18 protein-coding genes are annotated in these 25,611 nt (G+C 61.4%); 13 read left to right on the forward strand and 5 right to left on the reverse strand.

The features are described from left to right. Positions 1-26 precede the first annotated feature (26 nt). A complete protein-coding gene (locus tag DK391_RS13060) occupies positions 27-1,313 on the forward strand; it encodes a polysaccharide biosynthesis/export family protein (protein WP_109478392.1) in 1,287 nt (428 codons plus the stop codon). A gap of 60 nt (positions 1,314-1,373) precedes the next feature. Continuing rightward, complete coding sequence (locus DK391_RS13065) at positions 1,374-3,617, forward strand: GNVR domain-containing protein (protein WP_109478393.1); 2,244 nt, start codon at positions 1,374-1,376, stop codon at positions 3,615-3,617. 436 nt (positions 3,618-4,053) lie between these two features. On the opposite strand, the gene DK391_RS13070 is transcribed toward DK391_RS13065, so the two are convergent. Continuing rightward, complete coding sequence (locus tag DK391_RS13070) at positions 4,054-5,157, reverse strand: acyltransferase (RefSeq protein ID WP_109478394.1); 1,104 nt, start codon at positions 5,155-5,157, stop codon at positions 4,054-4,056. A gap of 333 nt (positions 5,158-5,490) precedes the next feature. On the opposite strand from DK391_RS13070, the gene DK391_RS45275 reads away from it, so the two are divergent. Together DK391_RS45275 and DK391_RS13075 are read left to right on the forward strand one after the other, a co-directional pair. Further along, positions 5,491-5,826 (forward strand): hypothetical protein, encoded by a 336-nt coding sequence (locus DK391_RS45275; protein ID WP_239482806.1) that lies wholly within the window; start codon positions 5,491-5,493, stop codon positions 5,824-5,826. A gap of 84 nt (positions 5,827-5,910) precedes the next feature. Further along, positions 5,911-6,882 (forward strand): calcium-binding protein, encoded by a 972-nt coding sequence (locus tag DK391_RS13075; RefSeq protein ID WP_239482807.1) that lies wholly within the window; start codon positions 5,911-5,913, stop codon positions 6,880-6,882. Positions 6,883-6,956: 74 nt separating this feature from the next. Here DK391_RS13075 and DK391_RS13080 read toward each other — a convergent pair whose 3' ends face one another. From DK391_RS13080 to DK391_RS13090, 3 genes are all read right to left on the reverse strand, one after another. After that, positions 6,957-8,723, reverse strand: coding sequence for a hypothetical protein (locus DK391_RS13080; RefSeq protein WP_109478395.1), 1,767 nt, complete (start codon positions 8,721-8,723; stop codon positions 6,957-6,959). Positions 8,724-9,222: 499 nt separating this feature from the next. Next, complete coding sequence (locus tag DK391_RS13085; RefSeq protein WP_109478396.1) at positions 9,223-10,305, reverse strand: glycosyltransferase family 2 protein; 1,083 nt, start codon at positions 10,303-10,305, stop codon at positions 9,223-9,225. 234 nt (positions 10,306-10,539) lie between these two features. Then, positions 10,540-11,379 carry a methyltransferase, TIGR04325 family gene (locus DK391_RS13090; RefSeq protein WP_162600808.1) on the reverse strand — a complete coding sequence of 280 codons (840 nt, stop codon included), beginning with the start codon at positions 11,377-11,379 and terminating at the stop codon, positions 10,540-10,542. 317 nt (positions 11,380-11,696) lie between these two features. Here DK391_RS13090 and DK391_RS13100 point away from each other — a divergent pair, with 317 nt between their 5' ends. From DK391_RS13100 to DK391_RS13140, 9 genes are all read left to right on the forward strand, one after another. After that, the gene (locus DK391_RS13100) at positions 11,697-13,568 is read left to right on the forward strand and encodes an HAD-IIIC family phosphatase (protein WP_109478399.1); all 1,872 of its coding nucleotides are present in this window, start codon (positions 11,697-11,699) and stop codon (positions 13,566-13,568) included. A 327-nt stretch (positions 13,569-13,895) separates the two neighbouring features. After that, entirely contained in the window at positions 13,896-14,969 is a 1,074-nt protein-coding gene (locus tag DK391_RS13105) for an acyltransferase (RefSeq protein ID WP_109478400.1), read from the forward strand. 121 nt (positions 14,970-15,090) lie between these two features. Next, positions 15,091-16,077, forward strand: coding sequence for a cupin-like domain-containing protein (locus tag DK391_RS13110; RefSeq protein ID WP_109478401.1), 987 nt, complete (start codon positions 15,091-15,093; stop codon positions 16,075-16,077). 383 nt (positions 16,078-16,460) lie between these two features. After that, entirely contained in the window at positions 16,461-17,564 is a 1,104-nt protein-coding gene (locus DK391_RS13115) for a glycosyltransferase family 1 protein (protein ID WP_109478402.1), read from the forward strand. Next, the gene (locus DK391_RS13120; RefSeq protein ID WP_109478403.1) at positions 17,552-18,772 is read left to right on the forward strand and encodes a glycosyltransferase family 4 protein; all 1,221 of its coding nucleotides are present in this window, start codon (positions 17,552-17,554) and stop codon (positions 18,770-18,772) included. The genes DK391_RS13115 and DK391_RS13120 overlap by 13 nt, the downstream gene beginning before the upstream one ends. Before the next feature lie 55 nt (positions 18,773-18,827). Next, positions 18,828-20,228, forward strand: a complete 1,401-nt coding sequence (locus DK391_RS13125) for a hypothetical protein (RefSeq protein WP_239482808.1) — start codon at positions 18,828-18,830, stop codon at positions 20,226-20,228. A gap of 242 nt (positions 20,229-20,470) precedes the next feature. Beyond that, positions 20,471-21,412, forward strand: a complete 942-nt coding sequence (locus tag DK391_RS13130) for a glycosyltransferase family 2 protein (RefSeq protein ID WP_109478404.1) — start codon at positions 20,471-20,473, stop codon at positions 21,410-21,412. 54 nt (positions 21,413-21,466) lie between these two features. Continuing rightward, positions 21,467-22,564 carry a glycosyltransferase family 1 protein gene (locus tag DK391_RS13135; protein WP_109478455.1) on the forward strand — a complete coding sequence of 366 codons (1,098 nt, stop codon included), beginning with the start codon at positions 21,467-21,469 and terminating at the stop codon, positions 22,562-22,564. 60 nt (positions 22,565-22,624) lie between these two features. Further along, on the forward strand, positions 22,625-23,728 hold the full coding sequence (locus DK391_RS13140) for an acyltransferase (protein WP_109478405.1): 1,104 nt from the start codon (positions 22,625-22,627) through the stop codon (positions 23,726-23,728). A 486-nt stretch (positions 23,729-24,214) separates the two neighbouring features. Here DK391_RS13140 and DK391_RS13145 read toward each other — a convergent pair whose 3' ends face one another. Beyond that, on the reverse strand, positions 24,215-25,507 hold the full coding sequence (locus tag DK391_RS13145; RefSeq protein ID WP_109478406.1) for an oligosaccharide flippase family protein: 1,293 nt from the start codon (positions 25,505-25,507) through the stop codon (positions 24,215-24,217). Positions 25,508-25,611: the final 104 nt, after the last annotated feature.

Here is a 25,611-nt window from a genome sequence, read left to right on the forward strand (position 1 = left end):
GCCACACGCAACATGGGGGTTTGACCATGCAACTCAACCGAGTTTGCGAGATGTGGAAGAGACAGGCGCGCACTGCGCGCCTGTGTTCGTGGTGGCGAACGGTTCGCTCACGGGTAAGGCTCGACCTTGCACGCGTGATCCGTCTGGCCGCATCCGGATGGGCAGCGCCCGCAGCCGCGGCTGTGCTGCTGTCGGGCTGTGCGCTGTCGCCGGGGATGACCTTCCGGGGCATGCCATCGGGCGATGCTGCTGGAGCGGTGAATGCCGCGCACGGCGCGGCAGGCCGTGGAGGTTCGCAGGAGGCGTCGGGCGGCGATCGCGCACCTTCGGGTTCGCTGGTCGAAATCACCGACGATCTCGTCGCAAAGCAGCAAGAGGAACGGCCAACGGGCGTGCCGGCCGATGTGCGCAGCCTGTTTGCCAAGCCGGAGCAATATTTGATCGGGCCGGGCGATGTCATCAGCATCGTCGTGTGGGATCACCCGGAGCTCAGCATGCCCGCCGCCACGACGGGAGGCGGGCAGAGCACGTCCGGGTCGCCGCCTGTCGCGCCCGGCTATACGGTCGACGTGAATGGCTTCATCCAGTACGCCTATATCGGGCCCATCAAGGTCGAAGGCCTCTCGGAAATGGGCGTGCGGGATCTGCTCACGAGCAAGCTGGGCCGCTACGTCAGGCAGCCGCAGATGACGGTGCGCGTCGAAACGTACCGCAGCAAGCGCGTGTATCTCGACGGCGAAGTGAAATCGCCGGGCGTGCAGGTGCTCAACGACGTGGTGATGACGCTGCCCGAAGCGATCAACCGGGCAGGCGGCTTTACCGACAAGTCGGACCGCTCGAAGGTGACTCTCACGCGCGGGGATGAAACGGTAGTCGTCGACATGCCGGACATGATCCGCAACAACGTGAACCCGGACCGGATCATCCTGCGCGACGGCGATCTGATCCGCGTCTATGGGGCAAACGACAGCAAGGTCTTTGTGATTGGCGAAGTGCAGCGTCCGGGCGGCCTGCCGTTCAACAACGGTCGCATGACGCTGAACCAGGCGCTGGGCGACGCGGGCGGCATCAGCCAGACGTCCGGCGATGCGTCGCAGGTCTACGTCGTGCGGGGTCGCGAGGTAGGCAAGCGGGTGGTCTACCACCTCGACGCGACGTCGGCCTCTGCGATGGCCACGGCCGATTCGTTCGAACTCAAGCCGAACGATGTCGTGTTCGTCGATGCGTCGTCACTGGTGAAATGGAGCCGCGTCATTGGGCTGATCCTGCCTGCGACCCAGGCGGCGTCCGCGACACGGGCACTCGGCTACTGACCGTTATATATCGATGCACGTGCCCGGCGCGGTGGCGGCGGGCACCGACGGAGAGACAGATTGAAACAGCGCGAATATCTGCTAGAGGGGTCGTTCGACGACGGCGTGATGCCGCCGGAGGGCGGGTATGTCGGCAAGCTGCTCGACACCCTATATGAAGGCCGCAAGACGATTGTCATCGTCGCGGCGATCTTTACGCTCGTGGGCCTCGTGTATGCGATGCTCGCGCGGCCTGTCTATCAGGCCGACATGCTCATCCACGTGGAGGATAGCGACGGCGCCGCGAAAAACGCACTAGCCGATGTGTCGGCGATGTTCGCGGTGAAAACCGCTGCTTCGGCGGAAATCGAAGTGCTGCGCTCGCGGATGGTCATCTCGCGTGCCGTCGAAGCCACCCAGCTGTATATCAACGTCGCGCCGCACTATTTCCCGGTGGTGGGCCGTTGGATGGCCACCCATCTGAACGTGTCGGGCTGGTCGGGCCGAGGCGGCTACGCATGGGGCGACGAGGCGATCACGGTGGCGCACTTCGACGTGCCCGACCGGCTGCATGGCGCGAGATTCGTCATCACGGCCAGAGGCAACGGCACGTACACGCTGGCACACAATGGCATCGATCTGCCGGGCCGGGTCGGCGAGACGCTGCACGCCGAAGTGCCGGGCGGTGCGATCGACCTGCTGGTGAGCGAGATCGACGCGCGCCCCGGCGTCACCTTCGATCTGTCGCGCTCGTCCGAACTGTCGGCGACGCTCGACCTGCAAAGCCGGCTGATGATCTCGGAGAAAGGCAAGGAGTCGTCGGTGATCGGCGCGGCGCTGGAAGGCGGCGACCCGGTGAAGACGAGCGTGATCCTGAATGCGATCGGCAACGAGTATATGCGGCAGAAGGTGCAGCGCACGCAGGAGGAAGCCGAGAAGTCGATTGCGTTCCTCAACCAGCAATTGCCGGAGTTGAAGGCGAAGCTGGAGCAGGCCGAAGAAGAATACAACCAGTTCCGTTCGGAGCACGGCGCAGTCGATCTGGGCGCGGAAGCGGCCGCCTTGCTGCAGAGCACGGCGCAGGCGCAGAACCGCATTGCCGAGTTGCGGCAGCAGCGCGCCCAGCTGGACGCGCGCTACATGCCGGACAACCCCGCACTGATCGCAACGAATGGGCAACTGGAAGAAGCTGAGAAGTCGCTGTCCGAACTCGCCGTGCAGACCAAACGGCTGCCGCCTCTCGAGCAGAGCGTGCTGCGCCTGCAACGCGAAGTGCAGGTCGACACGAACATCTACACGAACCTCTTGAACACCAAGGAGCAGATGCGGCTGGCCAAGGCGGGTAAAGTGTCGAATGCCCGTCTGATCGACAGCGCCGCCATTCCCGAGGGACCGATCCGCCCCAAGCGCACGCTGATTCTGGTCGCAGGTTCGCTCACGGGCATTTTCGTCGGCTCGGCGTTCGTGCTGTTCCGGCGCAGGATGAATAGCGGTATCGCGATGGTCGATGAAATCGAGGCGGGCGCGGGGCTGCACGTCTATGCTTCCGTGCCGCGCAGCCGCATGCAGCAGATGCTCACGCGCCGGTTGCCGGAAAGCCTGCCGGGGACGTGCAGCGTGCTGGCGTGCACGGCATCGTTCGATTCCGCCGTCGAGAGCTTGCGCAGCTTCAGAGGCGCGCTCGAATTCGCGTTGCGCGATGCGCCCAATCATGTCGTCCTGCTTGCCGGCCCGACGCCGATGGTGGGCAAGTCGTTCGTGTCGGTGAATCTGGCGGCGCTGCTGGGCGCGTCGGGCCAGCGTGTGCTGCTCGTCGACACGGATCTGCGGCGCGGCTCGCTGAACGCCTGTGTCGGCGTGCGTTCCAGCCCTGGCATCACGGACATCCTGCAAGGCTCGCCGTACGAGAGCGCAGTGCATCGGCAGATCATGCCGGGCGTCGACTTCGTGGCGAACGGCGGCTATGTGGCCAATGCGAGCGAACTGCTTCGGCATAGCCGCTTCAGGCGCTTCGTCGAATGGGCGGATCGCGAGTACGACATCGTGCTGATGGATGCGCCGCCCATCCTGCCCGTTGCCGATTCGGGCATCGTCGCCAATCTGGCGGGCATGGTGTTCCTGGTCGCACGCCAGGGGGTGACGAGTGTCTCGGAGTTGCGCGAATCGGTGCGCCGCTTCGAACAGATCGGTGTGCCCGTGCGCGGCGTGGTCTTTAACGACATGACTTCGCGGCCCGGCAAGTACGGCAGCGAATATGCCGCCTATGGCTACGCGAGCTACAGCAATACGGGAAGCGATGCGGGCAACGCGAGCAACCCGGGCTGAACGCATGACGGCATCGCGGCCGTCATGCGCGACAGCAACGATAGACGATGCGTGTGCCTTCCGGCACACCGACCTTCCCGATTCCAATCTCGGTCCTGCGCCAGTCGATACGGCGCAGCGGTCGTTTCTTCACTCCCTCGATCCGTGCACGCCGGCCTTCGGTGGTCGCTCACGCGAGCCAGTCGCTCTGCGGTGTCGATGTGATAAAGCCAGATGCGTGGCGACGTCCAGAACGCCTCGCATCGACTGCACTCGATGCGCGCGGCAACGTTCGCTTCCGGTCTCGCCAGGCAGGCCGCGTCCAGCTAATACGCAATGCAGGGAAGTGTTCCAGCGATCATCGGAGGGGAGTGAGGATGGCGTGACACAACCAGTCTCGATGCGTGGGGTGTGAAGCGCTGGGCGCGCCTCCCGTCGATCAGACCTGCATCACGGATCAGCGTGCGTCGTGATTGACGGGCACTTTGCGCGTCGGGCCGTCATCAGCGGCGATGAGTTCGCGGTTCAGGCCCGCCAGTCTGGCGCCGCGCAACGGAATGGCGGGCACGGCCTGCAACAGCTTGCGTGCGCTGCGGTGCAGCGGTTTGTCGACGAACCAGTAGAGCGCGACGCCTACGGCTGTTGCGATGACGATGATGATGGCCGCTCCGGCGGGCGCAGTCGCGTCAAAGCCGTCGATCACATTCGCCAGCAGCTTGCGCGCGGCCTCCACGCAATACGGATGGCTCAGATAGATGGCATAACTGGCATCGCCGACGAGCAGCGCGCCTTTCGTCAACGGGCCCGAACCGAGCTTCGATTCGAGACTCAGGCAGCTCGCGACCATCAGGAAAGCGGGAATGCCGAAGTAAAGCAGGTGGGCGCGCGAGAGTCCGTTCCAGTTCACGTACGCCATCCAGACATAGGCGGCGATCGCGACGCCGACGGCAAGCGCAGGCTTGATCAGCCTGCCGCGCTTCCACAACTGATAGACCACGAAGCCGAGCGGAAACTCGAAGCTGCGCTGATACGAATAGAAATCGGCGAACACGTCGCGCGAACCCGAGGTCGCTGCCGCGAAATAGATCGCAAAGATCGACGCGGAGACGAACAGCAGCCGGTGGCGACGCATCAGAACGAGCGAGAGTGCCGTGACCACGTAGAACATCATTTCGTAGTTCAGCGTCCAGCCGACGAACAGCATCGGGAAGATCAGGCCACTTTCCTTGCGATACGGAATGAAAAACAGCGACTTCAGCAGATTGCCGAAATCGGCGGTGGTCGAGTTGAACAGGGAGGGCGCGACAAGCGTGCCGGCGAATACCACGAAGGTCAGCAACCAGTAGAGCGGCACGATCCGCGCAATGCGGTCCGACAGGAAGCGCTGCGCGGTGATGCGGGGACTGTCGAGCACGAGTGCGATGACGAAGCCGCTCAGCACGAAGAACACGTCGACACCGAACTCACCGAACGTGTGCCCCGTCGGCGCCATGATGTGATAGTAGATGACGGTGATCGCCGCAATGCCGCGCAAGACGGTGAGAGACTGGAGCTTGTTCATGTATCGCGATCTTCGTATTCGCTAATGCTGGGCGGAGCGGATGCTCTGCGATTCCGTCTCAATTCTGACATTACAAAGACGCAAGCGAGTGCGCAGTTGGTGTGTGACCGTACGCAATCCTGTAATTTTTGGTTAGATATCGATCGTTGCGGGAAGAGGGTCAGGACACGCCGGCGAACGGCAGCACGTTCTGTTCGCCGGTGCACACACATGGGATGCGACCACGCATCACAATGCTGTTCTACACCTCTGCCACAGAGGCATACGCATAGAGATGCAGGCGTGGCAAAGGGCACACGGAACCTGCATGCCGTCCCACGCGAGGAAAGCGCCGTGAAGCATCCCGTAGCCGCCATCCGTCACCTGTTTGCCCATCCGGAGGTTTCTCGCGGCCCGCGGCACGTGAGCAGGGCAACACCTGGCAAGCGGTTGGGCGCGCGTGCCGCGGCCAACCTCGCTATCGGCATCTGCGTGCTTGTATCCGGGGCGACGGTGCAAGCGGGCGAACCTGTACGGGCCATGCCTGCCAGCGCCTTTATCGATACGCTCGGTGTCGTGACCCATCTCGACTATCTGGATGGCGCGTATGCGAACGTGCGCAACGTCGCCGAGAATCTGGCATGGCTCGGCATCCATCACGATCGCAGCTTCCCACCCGCTCCGAACTAGCCGCTCTCGACCTATGTGTTCCTTGCGCAACGCGGAGTCCGCTTCAACTTTCTGACGCGCCCGAATATCGAGGGGTCGATCGAGGTGGCAGCAAAACTGAACGCGGCAGTACCCGGCAGCGTCGCGGCCATCGAAGGCTTCAACGAGATCGATAATTTTCCGGTACCGTTCCGCGGCCTCAAGGGCATGGCTGCCGGGCTCGCCGCGCAGCGCGAGATCTACACGCGCGTGCGCAGCACGCCCGAGCTCGCGGGCGTCCCTGTGTATGACCTGACGGGCTACGACCTCAAATCCGTCGATACGCGCGCCGATTCCGCCGATTTCGCGAACCAGCATGCGTATCCGCAAAACGGTAATCAGCCTACCTATAACGTGCCGGGCGGTGCCTGGTTACCGGCAGCCATCGATAGCGTGAAGAAATTCCAGCTGCCGGTTGTGATCACCGAATTCGGTTACTTCTCGATGCCGCAGTCGGGCTGGTACATGATCGGCGTCGACGAGGCGACGCAGGCCAAGGGCGTGCTCAACGGCTACATGGACGCGGCGGCGGCGGGTGTGAAGCGGCTCTATGTCTACGAACTGCTCGACCAGAAACCCGATCCGGAGCACAAGAACCCTGAAATGCACTTCGGGCTTTTTCGCGTGGGCAACAGCCCGAAGCCGGTGGCTCAGGCGATTCACAATCTCACGTCGGTGTTGAACGCGAGCGTGCCGCGCAGCGCCAGCGGTGCGGCGCGTCATTCGCTCGCGTATACGCTGTCAGGGATGCCGGCGTCGGCAAACAGCCTGCTGCTGCAGAAAAAGGACAATCGCTTCGTGCTGGTGCTATGGAATGAAACCACCTTCTGGAACCGCGCGGAAGGAACACCCGTCACCCATCCACCTGTCCGCATCAACGTCGACTTTGGCGCGACGGCGAGCCGTGTCGATCTGTACGACCCGCTCGTTTCGGCCGAGCCGTTCGCAAGCCATCGCGACGTGCGCCAACTCGCGGTCGACGTCCCTGATCATGTGATTCTGCTTGAAGTCACACCGGCAGACATGCCGGGAACCTGAGCCGGTTCGCCGGCATCCTGCGTCGCGTCGATTGCCGATACCCGATGCCCGATATCCGTCAGTCAGGCATCTGGCTATCCGGCCGCAGTGGGAAACACGTACAGCCAGGCGGGCGTTCCCTTCAGCGGTATCCAGCCGGGACCGGGCTGGATGTTCGGCATCGAGAGCGACACCACCGCTCGCGCGCCGCTCCGGGCAAATGCCTTCATGACCTCGTCACGCCGTTGCGGCGTCAGCTGCGTCCAGAACACTTCGCTGTAATCCGGGTGAAGCGGTTCGACGTCTTTATCGAAGCGGGTACGGTCTTGCGGCTCGATACGGTACGGGAGACCACCGAACTCGGCGACGATCCGCAAGCGCGACACATACGCCCAGCTGACCCTGACAGTCGGGCCGGTATCCCGGATGACGGCCACCGGATCGCCCGGTTGCAATCCTGCAGCCGTCAACGCACTGGCAATCCGCCATTGCGGGTCGTCGTGATAGTCCGCCTGACGAAACACCGGCTTGAACGACGCTTCTTTCGCGAGCACCAGCTGGCCGAACATGCCCGCGCTATAGATGACAACGAGTGCCGTGGCAAGCAGGCGACGTGAATGCAGCGTCACGTCGAGCAACGGCGCCCACGTCAGAAGCGCGATCACCATCAGGAACGGGCTGAGATAGCGCTCTTCGATATGAACGAGCATATAGGTGCCGAACCCTGCGACGGCAGGAAACCAAAGTGGCCAGGTCCGGACGATTGTCCTGAAAAGCGACGTCCGCCACGGCTGCCTGACAAGGGACAGCAGGAGAGCCACCGCAACCGCCAGCACGATCGGGTTGAGCTTGAGTATCTGCAGCAGGTTCCAGATACACCGCCCAATCGCCATCAATTCGAGCTTGAGGCTGAAGAAGTGTCGAAAGCCCTTGTACCAGTAGGCGACATCGTTATACGGCGGGTACGTGGTCCTGAAAGGCGTCCCAAAGCCGAACGCCGGCAAGTCCGCAATCAGTTGAGTCGTTGGATGGAGTGGCCGGCCGAACTGCTCCGGTCCACCTTGCCAGTTGCTGAAATGCGGAAGCTCATTGACGTGCCAGGGGAGATTCAGCATGCCCGACGCACCCAGCGTGAATTCGCCGTAGGACCAGGAGATGCCGGCAATATAGACAGCAAAGAGGATACCGAAGCTTCCCACGACCGCACCGAGTGGCCGCCACAGGCTGCGCTTCGTGCCGCAATAGACGAGTAGCGTCACGATGAACAGAACGGAGAAGGGCGTGAACACGCCCTTGATCCAGACCCCGATACCGAGGACCACACCAAGTAATATCGCGGTGCCCAGATCGCGCCGCCGGATCAGGGCAAGAAGCAGGCTCGATCCGAGCAGGAAACAGGTGGTCACGAGCAGATCGGGACATACGGCAGAAACCGTTTCGAGTCCCAGGCAGGCGCCTAGAAAAACGCAGGTGCCGATCCAGATCGTAAATGGATGCCGGCGCAGTGCGAGCAGATCAGGCCAGTAGAGCGCAAGGGCATTTCTGATCAGACCGCGCCAGGATGCGTAGGCAACCAGATAGATCACCCAGTTGATTGCCGTGATCGCATGCCATTCGCCCTCGGGCGTCGGGGCGGCCAGCGACCGTGCCGCGGCAATCAACGCGGGATAACCGGGATTCCAGAAAGGGTTGAAAATTTCACGCCAGTCGACGTGAGCAACGGCCCAGCTGACATTGAGATAAGAGATCCAGTCGCCGTAGTATTGCGGCCGACCGTACATGCCTTCGACTATGCCGAGTGCGCCGACGACGATCCAGGACAGGACGATATGTACATTCCCAGCTGGCCATTTCATTGCCATGTGGCGTCTCCGCGTTCGCAGCCGGACGATCGATAGACGGGCGGGTGAACGCCACCATTGTCTGCGCCGATCCGCGCGTAACGTTGCATGTTTTATCTGCCTTCGGATCTGCCGGACATCGCGCGAAGCGGCATGTCATGTCGACATATCGCGCGCGACGGGCAGAAGGGGAAGGTTGTCGTTGCCTGCTTTATTGTTGGAAGCCGTTTTGTGGTCCGATCAGCCATTTGGGCCATAAAACGTCCGATATCCGTCGAGGTATGCGCCTCGTCCGTTGACTGTCCTGTCGGGCGTGGACGCCAGGCAAGTCATGCGACGAATGTATCCGGCGAGAAACGGGCGCACTGTGCGTTTGGCAACGCCGCTTTCGATCGCGGCATCATCGATGTGAAGTCGATGCACAGACCCGGATTCGCAACGGAAAGCCGCCCGTTGATGGGCGTGATTGAACGCGATGATTCACAGGACATGGCACGCGAACGGGCGTGCCATGCGCCGATCAGACTTCGTCGGCGCCTGGAGATTGATAGCGCCTGCGGATCAGATAAACCGGCCGGTTCTTCGACTCGTAGTAGATGCGGCCGATGTATTCACCCAGCACGCCGATTCCGATCAGTTGCACCCCTCCGAGCAGGAGGACGGCCGAAATCAGCGACGCGTAGCCCGGCACGGCGACCCCTTGAATCATGGTTCGCACGATGAGGAATGACGCATACAGAAACGCGCCCAGCGCCACGAAACTGCCGACATAAGTCCACACGCGAAGCGGCAGCGTGCTGAAGCTCGGGAAGCCTTCCAGCGCGAAGTTCCAGAGTTTCCAGCCGGAGAACTTGGACCTGCCGGCAAGGCGCGGTTCGCGCACGTATTCGACGACGGCCGTCTGGTAACCCACCCACGCGAACAGCCCCTTCATGAAGCGGCGCGTCTCGGGCAGCCGTTTGAGGGCATCGACGACTTCCCGCGTAATCAGACGGAAATCCCCCACGTTTTCAGGGATTTTCGTGTCGCAGACCGAATTGTGGATGCGATAGAAAATGCCGGCGGTCTGACGTTTCAGGAAGGAATCCGTGAGCCGGTCGACGCGTTTGGCGACGACGACATCGTAGCCTTCACGCCATTTCTCGATCAGTAACGGAATGACCCGGGGCGGATCCTGAAGATCGGCATCGAAAGGGATCACGATGTCGCCGCGCGCTTCGTCGAGTCCAGCCGAGAGTGCGGCCTCCTTGCCGAAGTTGCGCGACAGATCGATCACACGGATGCGGTTGTCCTGATCCGACATGCTGATGAGCATGCGAAGCGTGCCATCGCGGCTGCCGTCGTTCACACAGACGATTTCGAACTGGATTCCGTCGATGCCTTCGAGTACGGGTATAACCGTACTGAAAAATGATCCGATCATTTCGTCTTCGTTGTAGAACGGCACGACGAGCGACAGGAGACGGGGTTTGCCATCGTCGGGTGCTTTCGCGGGCAAGGGATCGGACAGGGCAGTCGTGTCGCGCGCATCGGCCGGCGAGCTTGCCGCTTCCCTCAGGAGCGTTTCCGGAACCAGGAAGTGCGGGCGGCTGACGTAGTCCATAGTTACCTCGCGAAGATGCCGCGGTTGTCCGACTGGCGTAACACATTCACCGCAAGCGTTCCGTGCGGCTTGCTCCAGCGGTACGTCCGTTCAGGACCTGCCGCGAATCGGCGCATCTGCGCAGCGTGCGCTCATGCAATCAGAGTCTAGAGTGAGACACGGCCAGCGTTCGTGCGCTCGGTCACACTGGCCGGTGTCGTCGTATATCGCCTGTCAGTCCCGGAAATCGTGCTGCTATACGCGTTCGAGCCACAGGCCCGTGTACGCCCAGACGCTCGATGAGGGGCGATCCAGCACGGTAAGCCGGAGTTCCGTTGCCTCCCATTCGCCTAGCACCCTGTAGCCCAGCCGTTCGAAATCGGTAATGAGTTTCGAGCGGTTGTGGAGCATGCAGGCCACGCGGATATGGCCCGCATCCTGAACGACAGCGAAATCCTTGTCCTCTGTCATCGGCACCCGGTTGATCAATATGTATTTGGGGCGTCGATCGATGCCTTTCAGTAGCTCCGGCAACGACTTGTCAAAGTACTGAAGCGAGCCACTGGCGATAAACAGATCGACGCCATCGGCTTGCCGCAAATCGTCGGTAAATTGCAGGTTGGCGATGTTTCGATTCGATGCCAACGTTCTTCCATACGCAATCGTTTCTGGCAAATCGTAGACGGTCCACATCACATCGGGCCGTAGCGGCAAATATTCTTTGTAGCAATAGTAGAGATTGCCAACGTTGCCACCCAGATCGAAGATGGTCTTGATGCCGGGCATCGGGTCGCGAAGATAATAGAAGGCAGCGTAGTCGCTCGGTCTGGCAACGCGATTGAGTTCGAGATGCAAGTCCAGGTTTTCGCGATTTTCGTGACCGCCTTTCGCATACGGCTTGACGGCGCGTTCGGCTTCGTCGAGCGCGCGGAAGGTGCGGCGGTAACCCAGTATCCAGCCCCAGATCGCGGCGCCCGCACTGGTGCGTCCGACGCCTTCGATCAAACGGCGGCCATAGCCGATTGCACCGATCATCCTGAACATCTTGGCGGCCCAGACGATCTGAATATCGCGCAGCCTGATACTCGCTTCCATCGATTTGCTCCATGATCCATAGTGAAGACGGAACCCGGCAACCCACGCCACGTCATTCATACCGCCTGGAGTGTGGCGAATCTGCGGCAGGCAGAATGTTCGGCGTCGCTCATGTCAGGGCATTTCGTCAGCGATGCGCGATTGTGAAACGCCTGTGAATGCCGCGTGCGGGATCGTTTCGACATGAGCGGGCTTATGTATGTCGGCGCACAGAAAGGAAATTGCTGCTATGCTGTAATCGTGTGGCACATCCGTGCCCTCGCGATGCGCATAGGTGTCGTTCGCGATGTAGGACGTTTTCATTCTGAGGGCTGAAAATGCGTCAAGCTATCCGCGATTTTTTTTATACGTCCATCGCTGATAAGCGGGTCAACCTGCCGCTGCCGCCGACTTCGCTCACAATCGAATCGCGCAAGCTCAACATACTGCTGCTCGGTACATGTGGCGTCGACATGCTCGCGAAGCGCAGCGTCGATTGCGGACACAACATCCGGCACATCCTGTTGGGGTCGAGGTTTCACGATCCCGTGCCCGATGCCGCCCCGACAGACGACGTCGCCGTGGTGAGCCTGACCCTGCGGCACGTGCTGAGCGAAGCGACGCAAACGCCCGAGCCGGTGGTCGACATGGCTTTCTCCAGGCTCCAGTCAGACGAAGACGCACGCGCACTGCTGGAGAGAGCGGGGGAGCATCTCTCGCAAAAGGGCGCGCAGATAGCCGGAAAGATCACGTCGGTGCCGATCCTTTTCATGTCGTTTTTCGAACCGAGCTTCAATTATCTGGGCGATCTGCTCGATCCATTCAGTCCGACGTCTCCAGCTTATCTGGTTCGTGAGATTAACCGGCTATTGTCGGAGGCCGTACGGCAAACGAGTAACTGCTACTTTCTCGATTCCAACGAGATATTGAACTTCATCGGTCGCCGGCATTTGCAGGACGATGTCGTGGCGAGCAGTTCACACGCGTCGTTTATCAACGACTGGGATTTCAAGCTCGACTCGAACCGGTTGAACGCGCCGAAAGCGCTCGGCAATGTTTTCAGGTATGAAGTCGCGTCGCGCGAATTCACGCTGGCGATTCTGTCGCGGATCGAGGCGATGGTCAGGATCGTCGAGCAGCGCAACCCGGTGAAGCTGATCATCGTCGATCTCGACGACACGCTGTGGCGAGGCGTGGCCGCAGAAGCCGAGAGCCTGAGTCTGGAACAGCGCATCGAAGGTTGGCCGATCGGCCTCGCAGAAGCCCTGATGTTCTTCAAGCGTCGCGGCGGACTGCTGGCCATCTGCAGCAAGAACGACGAGGCGCCTACCATCGAACGGTTTAACAGCATCTGGCGCGGCGCGATCACGCTGGATGATTTTGCCTGTGTCCGCATCAACTGGAAGCCCAAGTCGCAGAACATCCTTGAAATCCTCAAGGAGGTGAACCTGCTGCCGGGCAACTGCGTGTTCATGGACGACAACGACCGGGAATTGTCAGAGGTAAAGGCTGCGATCCCCGACATGCGTTGCCTGGGCGGTAACCACTACGACTGGCGGCGAATCATCCTGCGATCGGCGGAAACGCAGGTGCCGTTCATCACAGAGGAATCCTCGCGACGGACAGACCTCGTGCGTGCAATCGCGCAGCGAGAAGCGAGTGCGACGCCCGCAAGCGGCGTGTCGCGCGAAGCATGGCTTGCGTCGTTGCAGCTCCGTCAATCTCTCTACCTGATCAAGACGCCGACATCCCGGCACTTCGATCGCGCGTTCGAGTTGATCAACAAGACCAATCAGTTCAACACAACGGGCAAACGATGGGAGAAGTCGGAGTTCGAGAACTTCATCAGCAAAGGCGGAGATTGCATTGTCTCGTCTCTGCGGGACAAGTTGATCGACAACGGCATCATCTCCGTGTGCCTGGTGAAATGCGGGAGTATCGTGCAGGTCGTGCTGTCGTGCCGTGTTTTTGGACTCGGCGCAGAACTGGTCGTCGGCGCGATCGCGACGCGGTTGGCACTCAAGGCACACCCGGAGATCCGGGCCGAGCTGGTCGATACGGGAAAGAACGCGACCTGTCACGACTATTTCCAGCGGATTGGCTTCTCCGAAACGCATACGGGTTTGCGCTCGAGGGCCGCGAATGAGTTGCCGTCCTACATCAAGATCGAGAATCTGGGCGCACCCGATTTTCCTCCTGTGCAGATCTAGGTTGTTGTCCGGCGCAGGTCCCGCCCGTCGATCCCGTCTCGCTGGATTCACGTGCACGTTCGATCTTCATCTCTCTGGGGATGTGGTTCATCCCACGTTTCGACGCAGTTACTCCGTGTACGCAGACGAGACGTACCTATAATTCTGCGCACTATTTCAATGTTGTGCCACGCCACGCGACTTGCATCGAACGATTGAGTACCTTCTCTCGACGTGATGCAACGTCTCTCTGATCGCCTGGAGAATGCCGCGGTTGCAGTCCGAACCGTCGGGCCGGCTATGTCCGGCTCTCATTTTCACCATTGCATGAATTTATCGGCGAGACCTATGGAACGTCATACGAGACTCTCCGGGCTGCAACATTTGCGCTTCCTCGCGGCCTTTGCGGTACTGGCACATCATCTTCTCGAAGAGGCATCGGCAAGTCCGCTGGCGCTCGCTCCGCCCGCTATCCAGCGATTGGGCGCGTGCGGCGTGGACATCTTTTTCGTCATCAGCGGGCTGGTGATGTGGCATACGACAGCGGGCTTTTCCTCTCAAACGTCGGCCAGACAGTTCTTCGGCCGACGGCTCACGCGGATCATGCCTTCCTACTGGGTGTGTCTCGCTGCTGTGATTGCGCTGTCGTGCAGCGGCCTCGCGTTCAGGCACAGGCAGTGGGACGTAGCAAGCCTCGTCGAGTCGGTGCTGTTGCTGCCGCCCACGACATCGTCAGGACTCGTCATGGGTGTCGCGTGGACGCTCGTCTATGAACTGTACTTTTATCTCGTCTGTACGGCCGCGCTGTGTCTTCCATGGCAACGATACCGGGTGGGCGTGATCGTCGCCCTGATCGCAAGCGTGCCTTATGCGCTCAACGCGGCGGGTGTCGCGGTCCAGGCCGAGTATTACGGGAACCCGATCGTGATCGAGTTCCTGTGCGGCGTGTTTCTGGGCATGGCAAGCAGACAGTTCGCCGGGCCGGGCCCGCGTATCAGGTGGGTGATGCTGGTGACGAGTCTCGCGCTCTTCGCCTGGGCTTCCCTGGCATCGCCCGATGCGGCCGCAACACATGGCTTGCCGGCCTCATTCAGGTGGTGGGCGTGGGGTCTTCCGGCGACGCTCCTCGTGGCCGCATTCATGCACACGGACAACAAGGGCGGGCGAATCACGCACGCCTTGACGTTGCTCGGCAATGCGTCCTACGTGCTATATCTGACGCATGGATTCTGGATGAACGCGTTCGCGAAGGCAGTCAAATCGGGTGCGTTTCACACTGCGCCCAGCCTCTATCTGGCGGCGTTCGTGGTGGCCGTTCTGGCGATCGTCTTTGCGCTCGGTGTTCACGTGTATCTGGAGAAGCCATTGCTCGCGCGGCTCGAGGGCAAGCGCTCCCGGATTCGCCAGACGGCACTCACCTGAGACCTGAGCCGGTCAATTCAGGCGTCGCCCCAACATGGAACGGATGTTCGGCAACGCACATGTGACTGACTGCACGAATAGTAGGCTGCAGGCAGTGCTCTCTAACCTATAAAGGTGCGCCATGTTTGTGCCTACCTACGATGCGGTGTTGGCCGATACATCACGCCAGCGGACATCAGGCGACACCATTCTTCGGGCCAGCCACCAGGAGTTCAAAAGCAGTTTCAACCAGCGCTCGTTCAAGTTCAACCATACATTGCATCAGAGCGGCCTGTTCGAGATTCCCCGAATTGTCGAACTCGCGAAGCGGATCATCGCCAGGAACGGGAATTTCTGTGCCCTCAACTTCAAGCAGGGTTCGATCGATGCGAAGTTCAGCGCGATGCCGGAGAGCGAGCGTCTCGCCGAGACGGTAGCCCGCCTTGGCGAAAACGGTACGTGGATCAAACTCAATCGCGCGCAGGATTACGACCCCGAGTACGCCGAGGTTCTGGATACGATCACGGCCGAACTCGAAAGCCTGTCTGATTTCCCTCTGCGCAAGGACATGACGTTTGTGTCGATGACACTGTTGCTTTCGTCACCGAACATCTCGACTCCTTTTCATATCGATCACGAAACCAACTTCCTGTTCCAGATACAAGGTTCGAAGGACGTATGTCTGTTCCCGGCGACCGATCGCGAGCTGGTGCCGGACCCGGAGATCGAACGCTATTACAGCGGCAACTTCGAAGCTGCGCATTATCGCGGCGACATGCAGGATCGCGGCACCGTCTACCGGCTCAACCCGGGCGAAGTGGTGCATCATCCGCCGCTCGCGCCTCACTGGGTCAAGAACGGCGACAATATCTCGGTGAGCATCAGCATCAACTACTGCACGAAGACGCTCGAGCGACGTGCGAGGGTGTATCAGGCGAACTACTTTCTGCGCATGATGGGTCTGAATCCCGTGTCGCCTGGCGTTTCTTCGTTGCGCGACACATTGAAGCGAAACGTCATCGCGACGCTGGAGCACCGCAATCCGAAGACCTTTTCCGAGGTCGTCCACACGCCGGTGTTCAGGCTGAAAGCACCGTTGAATGCCGTCAGGCGGCTGGTCAAGCGCTAGGCGAAGACGCTTTCGACATCGGTATCTGCTGCGCCAGTGCGCGTTACCAGCGGTCGTATCCGAACCAGTGAATGACTGGTTCGGATGCCGTATCTTCCTTGAATGCGCCGATCGACCGGGACATGGCGCGGCACATCTTTAGCCATCCCGTCGCTCGCCGCTCGTCGCTCGCGGCAGATCAGCCCGTTTCGACTTTTCGTCACCGGCTTTGCGTACGCGAGTTAGCCTGGCGTGAGCGTCGGCGAACATTCATCGGCGCGTAGATCGGCCACACTCCTATTCAAATGAACTGCATGGTGCGGCATGTTGAGTCCGTTCGTGTACTACGGGTGCTTTGGTACACGGACGACGTCCGCTGATGCGAGATGCCCTGGACCCTGTCGATGAAACACACGCATGCTCCCAATCTGCTGATAAACGGCCGCTTCCTTGGCCGCCGCGCGACGGGTGTCGACCGCTTCGCGTTCGAGACCATCCGGGCGCTCGATCAGCTCATCGAATCGCGCGATCCCCTTGTCTCGGCATTGCGGGCCGAGATCATCGTGCCCGAGGCATTGACGGGCATCTCGAATCCTTTTCGGCATGTGAGTCTGCAGGCAAGCGGCAAGGGCGGTGGACTGCGCTGGGAACAGCTCGCGTTGCCACGGGCCGCACGCGGCCGGCTGCTGCTCAATCTCTGCAACTCCGGGCCTCTGATGTATCGCCGTCAGGTCACGGTGCTGCACGACGCGGCACCTGCACGCGTGCCCGATAGTTACAGCCGGTCCTTCGTTGCGTGGTATCGGCTGATGGCGCCGCGCCTTGGCCGCGTATCGCAGCGTGTCATTACGGTATCGGAGTTCTCGCGGCGCGAACTGTGTGACGCCTACCGGATTCCGGCGGGCAAGATTGGCGTGGTGCTGGAGAGCGGCGAGCATATGTTGCGCGTGCAGGAGGACGAGGCGTCCGTAGCGTCGAAGCTGAACGGGCGTCCGTTCGTGCTTGCAGTCGGCAGCCTCAACCGGCACAAGAATTTTCAGCTCGTGGCAGAGGCAGCGAAGCGGATTGGCGATGCGCCATTCGACATCGTCGTGGTGGGCGGCGGCGATGCGCGGGTATATGGGACGGACAAGGACGCGTTGCCGGGCTTCGTGAAGCATCTCGGTTACGTCAGCGATGGCGAACTGGCCGCGCTTTACCGGCGTGCCGCGTGCTTTGTCTATCCATCACGTTATGAGGGATTCGGGTTGCCGCCTGTCGAGGCGCTGGCGCTGGGCTGTCCCGTCATCGCTTCGAGGCTGCCGGCCATCCAGGAAGCGTGCGGCGATGCCGTGCTCTACACGTCGCCCGACGATCCCGCCGAACTCGCGGGCCTGCTCGAACGGATCACCGCGGACGCGAGCTTGCGTGCGAGCCTGCGCGAGCGGGCGCGTGCACGCACGGAAGAACTGACATGGCGCGCGACGGCTGCCAGGTTGATCGAGGAGATTTCGCCGTGGCTAATGTAACGCTTGCCCCAACCCCTGCCAACGACGTGCGCCGCTTTGGCCGCGTCGCACTCGTACACGACTGGCTGGCTGCGTACGCAGGCTCGGAGAAGGTGGTCGAACAGATTCTTCAACTGTTCCCACACGCCGATCTGTACAGCGTCGTCGATTTTTTCCCTGAAGAGCAGCGGGACGTGCTGGGCGGAAAACGCGCGCATACCTCGGTCATCCAGCATCTGCCGCGCGCGCGCAAATCGTTTCGCCCCTATCTTCCGCTGATGCCGCTGGCGATCGAGCAGTTCGATCTGTCGGGCTACGATCTGGTGATCTCATCGAACCATGCGGTGGCCAAGGGCGTGCTGACGGGCCCGCATCAGGTCCACGTGAGCTATGTGCACTCGCCGATCCGCTATGCGTGGGATCTGCAGCATCAATACCTCGCCGAGGCGGGCATGCAGCGCGGCATGAAAAGCTGGATCGTGCGCCTGCTGCTGCATTACATGCGGATCTGGGATCACCGCACCGCGCATGGCGTGGATGCCTTTGTCGCCAATTCGGCCTTCGTGGGCCGACGGATTCGCAAGGCCTACGGGACGGACGCCGCAGTCGTCTATCCGCCCGTCGATGTCGAGCGCTTCGAACTCAGCAACGAGCGCGAGGACTTTTATCTGATTGCATCGCGCATGGTTCCGTACAAGCGCATTCCGCTGATCGTCGAAGCGTTTGCGGCGATGCCGTCGCGGCGCCTCGTGGTGATCGGCGACGGCACGGATTTCGCGCGCGCCAAGGCATGCGCGACGCCCAACGTGACGTTGCTCGGCTATCAGCCCGACGCGGCGCTGGTGGACTATATGCAGCGCGCGCGGGCTTTCGTGTTCGCTGCGGAAGAGGACTTCGGCATTTCGGTAGTCGAAGCGCAAGCCTGCGGGACGCCCGTGATCGCGTTGGGCCGGGGCGGCGTGCGGGAAATCGTCGTCGAATCACAGGACCCTGAACGGGCGACGGGGCTGTTCTTCAGCGAACAGAGCGTGGCGTCCATCGTCGATGCGGTGGAGCGGTTCGAGCAGTCGCCGCCATTCCGCGCGGAAGTGTGCCGCCGCAACGCGCTGCGCTTTACGAAAGAGCGCTTCAAGCGCGAGTTCCTCGGTGTGGTGGAGCGCGCCGTCGAAGCCAGCAAGGTGTCCGTCGATGATTCCGAGCCGGAGATCCGCCGCTGGCGATCTGCCTGAGCCGTGCAATAGCAGGTCCGCATGCGCAGCCGTGCGGCGAGTTGAGGGGGAAGCAGTGCCGTCAATATACGGAATCCTGGTCATCGTCATCGGGCTGCTGGTGCTCTATGGATCGTTTCGCGGTGCCGTTTACGCGATGGCGGCATTTTCGCTGTTTGCCATGACGCTGGCGCTGAGTCTGGGTTCGATCGGCATCATGCCGGCCCAGCTCTTTCTGATTTTCTTCACGCTGAGAGCATTCAATCTCGTTGGCGGAAAGGGCATCGGCGATACGCTGTCGATGGAAAAGCCGGGCTTCTGGCTGCTCTGCACCTGCGTGTGGGGCGTCGCGGGCGCCATCATGTTGCCGCGTCTGCTGCAGGGCGCGACGCTCGTCTTCCCGGTTGACCGCAGTCTCACGGGCGCTGCCATGCTGCAGCCGCTCGGTCCCGTTTCCGGCAATCTGTCGCAGGCGATCTATCTGATCGGCGATCTGCTGGTGTATGCGTGCATGTACGCATTTCTCAAATATCGCGGCGCGTACCGGGCGCTGGCCAACGGCATTTTTCTGCTCACGATCCTCGATGTGTCGGCGGGCGTGATCGACTTCGTCACCCATGCTGCCGGTCTGGATGTGATGTCCGTGATCAAGACGGCTCAGTACGCCGATCTGAGCGGGGAAGAGCTGGGCGGACTGGTGCGCATTACGGGCACGTTCGCCGAGACCTCCGCGTTTTCGAGCTTCACGCTGCCGCTGTTCGTCTTCTGTCTCAATCTCTGGCTGCTTGGGTATCGCCCGAAGCTGTCGGGGGTGCTGGCGATCGCGACGGGAACCCTGCTGCTGATGTCCACCTCCGGCACGGCCTATGTCGGGCTGGCAGCCTATATGTGTGTGCAGGTGTTCAGCCGGCCCGGTCGTGTGACGCCCGGCGCCGTCGAGCGCCAGCAGCGCATGTGGATCATCGCCGCTTGCGCGGGCGTGCTGGGCACCCTCTACGTCATCGTATTCATGCCGGGCGTCGCGAAAGCGCTGAGCGACTTCGTCGACACCACGGTCATGAACAAGGCGGGTAGCTCGTCCGGCATCGAACGGATGAGCTGGAACACGCAAGGCATGACCAACTTCCTCGAAACCTACGGGGTAGGCGTGGGACTGGGCAGCATTCGCGCATCGAGTTTCATCGTGGTGGTGGTGGCTAACCTCGGTGCCGTGGGCGTGATCTGCTACGGGATGTTTCTTGGCAAAGCGCTGCTGACGCCGGTGTCGTCGCATTACCCGCTGACGGAACGCTCCGTCTGCCACGCGGCACGGCACGGCATGATCGCGACCCTGGTCGTCGCTTCGCTTGCAGCCGGAGTGTTCGAACTGGGTTCGACCTTCTACCTGTTTGCGGCCGCCGCGAGCGCGCTGTCGCAGCGCGCGCCGAGACGCGTGGCAAGGCAACCGGAATGGGTCGCGCAACGCATTCGCGGGTGAGTGTGCCGGATGCGGTTCGTGGCCGTGCGTCGCAGCGTATGCACGGCATACATCGGCGTTCAGGATGCGTGCGTTTGCGTGGGGTAGGCAGCAGTGCTGCATCTGCGGCATCGATAGCATGGTTCTCGCGATGCCGGCGCGAATGGCCTCTTCCATTGGCACGGTCGGGACGCTCGGGTCCGGCGCTAGACGGACCGCCGTGTTTCCGTTTCCAGAAAAGCATGCATTGGCCGACGAGGTGAATGTTGAATTCGACTGTCTGTTCGCAAGTGAACCTGGCCGGGGAAACGAGCCTGCCATCGTCCGCTGCGCAAGCGAAGGTCTGTTTGCTCTTTCCCACGCGCGGACGCGCCGAGGTGCTGGAACGTGTCGTCGCTGCCGTCGATTCGCAGCCGGTGCGGCCCGATCTCATCATTGTCTCCTGTGTCACGGACGAGGATGCCGGCAGGCTCGCAAGCCGGCCTGGGTTGCTGGGGATCAAGGGTAAGCCCGGCAGTTCCGCGCAACGCAACCACGCGTTGAACCATGTGCCGGCCGAGTTCGATGCCGTCATCATCCTCGACGATGATTTTCTGATGCATGGCCAATGGATCGCCGAGATGCTCAAGGCGCTGGATAGCGATGCCTCGATTTCCTGTGTGACGGGAACGGTACTCGCCGATGGCATCCATGGGCCGGGTTATTCCATCGAAGAAGGACAGGCAATCCTCGCAAGGACACGCGACGTTCCGCAGAACCTGAGCGCCGTTGCGACGGGTGGCCCCTACGGATGCAACATGGCGTTTCGCGCCAGCAGCATTGCCGGACTCCGGTTTGATGAACGGCTCGTGCTCTATGGCTGGCAGGAGGATCGCGATTTCGGCGGCCAGATCTGGAATCGGGGCGGTCGGGTGGTGCGCATCAATACGGCACTCGGCGTGCACCTGGGCGTCAAGCGTGGCAGGGTGTCCGGCCGCAAACTCGGCTATTCGCAGGTCATCAATCCGCTTTATCTGGTGAGAAAGAAGACCATGCCCTGGCGCGATGCCGTCGACCATGTCCTGCGCAATGTCGCGAGCAATGTGGTGAAGAGCTTTGCGCCCGAGCCATGGATCGACCGTCGGGGACGCCTGGGCGGCAATCTGATCGGCCTGTGGGATTGCGTGCGAGGCCGGCTGCCGCCTGAACGGGCGGCGAAACTATGAATGCCGGCGAATGACTTCGTGTCAGCCGACCATCTGTCGACGAGGCGGTGCTGCATGTACAAGACGATAGCGTTCAACGGCAAGTTCTTCGGCGCCGAGGTAACGGGTGTGCACCGGGTTGCCGAGCAACTCATTGCCGCGACCGATGCATTGATTGCCGAGCATTCCGCTCAGGGCGCCGAGTACGCGCTCGTGATCAGAGACCGGGTCAAGGTGCCGTCTTATCGCAAGATTCTGTGTGTGCGTGAGAGTCCGCTGGTCCGCCGGATGCACAGAATCGCGTGGGAGCAGGCGTATCTCCCGCTAGCGCGCAGAAAGGACTTCATTCTCAATCTCTGCAATCTGGGGCCACTGCTGCATCACGATTGTGCGACGCTGATCCACGATGCCCAGGTGTATTCCGCACCGGAGTCCTATTCCCGTGGATTCCGTCTCTGGTACAAGTTTCTGTTCTTCTTTATCGGCAGACGCCACAAGCTCATCGTCACCGTGTCGGAGTTCTCGAGGCAGGAACTCGTGCATTACGGCGTCGCCAGTGCCGACAAGATCGTGGTCGTACACAACGGCTGTGATCACGTCTTGCAGATACGGCCCGACGAGGGGCAGCTTGCGAAGCTGAAGCTCGTGCCGGGGCGCTATGTCCTCGCGCTTGCCAACACGCAGAAGCACAAGAACGTCGGCATCCTCCTCAAGGCTTTCGCGAAACCGGAGATGAAGGACGTGACGCTGGTGTTGTTCGGCGGCGCGAGCAAGGCCAGGTTCGAGGAACTGGGGCATGTCGTGCCGCCCAATGTGCAGTTCACCGGCTGGGTGACCGATCCTGAACTGGTGGGGCTGATGGCCAACGCGGGCGCACTTGCTTTCCCGTCGCTGACGGAAGGGTTCGGTCTGCCGCCGCTGGAAGCAATGGCGCTGGGTTGTCCCGTCGTGGCTGCGCCGTTTGGCGCACTGCCGGAGGTGTGCGGCACGGCCGCGCGCTATGCCGATCCCTTCGACGCGGACGCATGGAGCCTGCAACTGCAAACGGTGCTCGACGATCAGGCAACGCGTGAATCGGTGATTGCGGCGGGGCGTCGGCAGGCCGGCCTGTTCACCTGGAAACGGGCCGCACAAAAACTGTTCGATGCCGTGAAAGCAGCGACGCCCGACTAGCCGGCATCGACTGGTTGATGGGCTGACGATACGGTTGCATCGTTTTTTGGGGGTAAGGCAATGAAGAAACTGGATTCGATCCAGGTACTCCGCGCAGTCGCCGCGTTGCTGGTGGTGTTCTGCCACGCGGCGGGCGAGGTGGGCGGCCATGGTGTATCCGCATCGCAGACATGGCACCTAGTCAACGAGAAGGGCCTGTTCGGCGTCGATATTTTCTTCGTCGTCAGCGGCTTCGTCATGATGTATATCGTGTCGGGGCAGCGCCCGGGAAGCAACGCGGCGGCCTGGTTCATCAGCGATCGCATCGTGCGCGTCGTGCCGCTCTACTGGGCAGCGACGCTGCTGTCGATCTGCATCGGTCTCGCGCTACCCGCACTCAAGCACAAGAACTGCTATGAAGTGGCGTACGTGCTGCGCTCGCTATTCTTCGTGCCGTCCAGCAACCCGCTGACAGGTGCGCCAGAACCCGTGCTGGGACTGGGATGGACGCTGAACTTCGAGATGTTCTTCTATGCCGTCATCTCGCTCGTCCTGCTGACGGGTATCCGTCGTGTGTATCTGGTCGTGGCGGCGATATTCGTGAGTCTTGTCGCGATCGGTGCGTGGGTAAATCCTGAAAACGTCATCCTGAAGAGCTGGACCCACACGATCATCCTCGAGTTCGTGTTCGGCGTGCTGTTCGCGCAATTGCGTCTCTCCGGATTCCGGATTGGGGCGACGGCGCAGATTGCGCTGATCGTGGCAGGTGTAGCAGGCTGGCTGCTGATGGGGCCGCCCGCGAACGGCACATTCGATATGCGCGGCCTCGTATGGGGACCGGCCGCCGCCGCCATATTCGCCGGCGCCGTGCTGGGTCGCCGCGATATCGCTTATCCGAAGCTGCTTCTGACGATCGGCGATGCGTCGTACAGCCTCTATCTCACGCATCTATTCGTCATGCGCGCCTCGTCGTTGCTGGTGGATCATCTGTCGGTGGGGCCGACGCTGCGTGTCGTGCTGTTCTTCGCCATCTTCGTACCGGGCACGCTGGGCTTCGCCGTCCTGTCCTATCGCAAGCTCGAAGTGCCGACCATGCGGCTGGGCCGTCGGCTGCTTCGGCAACGGCTCGGCGAGACGCGTGCTGGCAAGGGCGTATCGACGGGAACGCAAGGTGCGGGAACCTGAGACGGGCCGGCGCGCGAGGCGATGGCAGTCAGCCGTTGTGCGCCGTGCGTTGGGCCGCTGATATGTCGGTGGTTACCGGGTCTGTATCTGCCCGGAGCCACGAGAGTGCGGTCCTTATGCTTCAAGCTCGCTTAGCTCCCGCTTCGATCCAGATTCAATCTCGCTTCAATTCCACTTCCGATCGCCAGTAGCCGGTAACCGGCTGCAGCCGCGAGACTTGCCCCGGCTGCCATTTGCAGCGAATCCGATATTCGCTTCCGGTGACTGGCAGCGAACGCTGCCGTGAGACGAGGCAAGACAAGCTCTTTCGCGACTGCCGTCTGTAGCAGGTCAACGCAGTTTCGCTGTGCTTTGCGCACCACACGAGACTGCTCAAACACGCGCTGCGCAATGAGCCACAGACACGCCCGTTCACCAGCGCATCGCACGACGACGGACTCACCGCATCGCACACGACGCAGCCATCGGTTCAACAGGCGCGGAACCTCAACCTTCGCCGCGAGGGCGCAAGGCGAGAACAGTGGGATGCGTCGACAGGATTTCTCCCATCAGACCGGACCGGATCATATTGACGATGAGGGCCGTCAGCAGCGTCACCTCGCCAAACAGGCGCGCGGCCACCATGCCCATCGCTCCCCAATGCATGGCAAGCGGCACGGCGATGACGAGATTCACGCACGCGGTCGTCACGCCGGCGCGAGCGAGCAGGGCTTCGCGATTGCGGGGAATCAGAAAATACAGGGCGATAACCTGGTTGATCACATTCAACGGCAAAACCAGCACGAAGACCTTCAGCACGGTGACGGCATGCTGAAAACCGTTGCCCATCACGAGCGGCACGGCCCAGTCGGCGAGCAGCATCGTGCAGGCGACCGCGCCGATTGCACCGACGAAGAAGAAGATCAGGATCTGGAACGAGAGCCGGTTGGCTTTCGCAGGGTCCGTGCCGACCAGATAGGTGACCTTCGGAACGAGTACCTGGGTGGCCGGGACGGGCAGGCTGAGCCCGACCGCGATCAGTCGCTCGGCCACGCCGAACGCGCCGACCTCGGAGGCGGGCGCGAACACGGACAGGATGTAGGTCGAGGCCGTGATCAACAGAATCGCCGTGCTGGTGTAGATGAAAATGATCTTCGAGCGATGGATCAATTCGATGCCGGCCCGGATCGACGAGAACCACCCGGAAAATTCCCGCCTGACGAATCCATAGGCTAGCGCTGTCTGTATGACGGCCGAGATGAGCAGCAGCGGGAAGACCAGCGAGAGATCCGACGGGTGATGGACGAACGAGAAGATCAGCACGAGCGAGGCGATAAATCCGACAATCTCGATCACGACACTGCGTCTGACGCGTCCCGTACTCGTGTAATACCAGCCCAGGTTGAACGCAGCGAGCAGGCCGAGCAGAACCGTCGAGCAGCCGAGCAACGGGTGGGCCGACAGCGCAGGCGAGAGCGCGACGGCGCCGAATCCGCACAGCGCGATCGGGATGCCCAGCAGCACCCTGGCTGTCATCTGGCTTGACAGGATGGCTGAGCGGTCGGCGTCGCTGGTCGCGTGAACCGCATCGCGGCCGCCGACTGTCGGGAATCCGAAGCACACGAAGCGCCAGATCGTATTCGACAGCGACATGCCGGCGAGCACGATGCCATAGCCGGCCGGTCCGAGGGTTCGGCCATAAAACGGCAGGAGCAGCAGCGGGTAAACGTAACGCAGGGCGTACGCGAAATACGTCGCGATAAGCTCCGCACGGGCCTTCGAGGACTTCACCTGATCCATGATCGTACCGGGTAGCCGAACCTGATTGTTTTCTGCATACGTCGATGCATGGCGGGGTCGAGCGCCAGCATGACTCTGCGATTCATTGTGAACAATGAACGATC

It is taken from the genome of Paraburkholderia sp. C35 (assembly GCF_003121405.1).
GTDB lineage: Bacteria > Pseudomonadota > Gammaproteobacteria > Burkholderiales > Burkholderiaceae > Paraburkholderia.

Bases quoted from the DNA above. Each gene is read 5' to 3' on its own strand.
- DK391_RS13105 (WP_109478400.1), top strand. From the start codon at position 13,896: ATGGAACGTCATACGAGACTCTCCGGGCTGCAACATTTGCGCTTCCTC.
- DK391_RS13085 (WP_109478396.1), bottom strand. From the start codon at position 10,305: ATGGACTACGTCAGCCGCCCGCACTTCCTGGTTCCGGAAACGCTCCTG.
- DK391_RS13135 (WP_109478455.1), top strand. From the start codon at position 21,467: ATGTACAAGACGATAGCGTTCAACGGCAAGTTCTTCGGCGCCGAGGTA.
- DK391_RS13060 (WP_109478392.1), top strand. From the start codon at position 27: ATGCAACTCAACCGAGTTTGCGAGATGTGGAAGAGACAGGCGCGCACT.
- DK391_RS13140 (WP_109478405.1), top strand. From the start codon at position 22,625: ATGAAGAAACTGGATTCGATCCAGGTACTCCGCGCAGTCGCCGCGTTG.
- DK391_RS13090 (WP_162600808.1), bottom strand. From the start codon at position 11,379: ATGGAAGCGAGTATCAGGCTGCGCGATATTCAGATCGTCTGGGCCGCC.
- DK391_RS13145 (WP_109478406.1), bottom strand. From the start codon at position 25,507: ATGGATCAGGTGAAGTCCTCGAAGGCCCGTGCGGAGCTTATCGCGACG.
- DK391_RS13100 (WP_109478399.1), top strand. From the start codon at position 11,697: ATGCGTCAAGCTATCCGCGATTTTTTTTATACGTCCATCGCTGATAAG.
- DK391_RS13110 (WP_109478401.1), top strand. From the start codon at position 15,091: ATGTTTGTGCCTACCTACGATGCGGTGTTGGCCGATACATCACGCCAG.
- DK391_RS13130 (WP_109478404.1), top strand. From the start codon at position 20,471: ATGTTGAATTCGACTGTCTGTTCGCAAGTGAACCTGGCCGGGGAAACG.
- DK391_RS13070 (WP_109478394.1), bottom strand. From the start codon at position 5,157: ATGAACAAGCTCCAGTCTCTCACCGTCTTGCGCGGCATTGCGGCGATC.
- DK391_RS13115 (WP_109478402.1), top strand. From the start codon at position 16,461: ATGAAACACACGCATGCTCCCAATCTGCTGATAAACGGCCGCTTCCTT.
- DK391_RS13080 (WP_109478395.1), bottom strand. From the start codon at position 8,723: ATGGCAATGAAATGGCCAGCTGGGAATGTACATATCGTCCTGTCCTGG.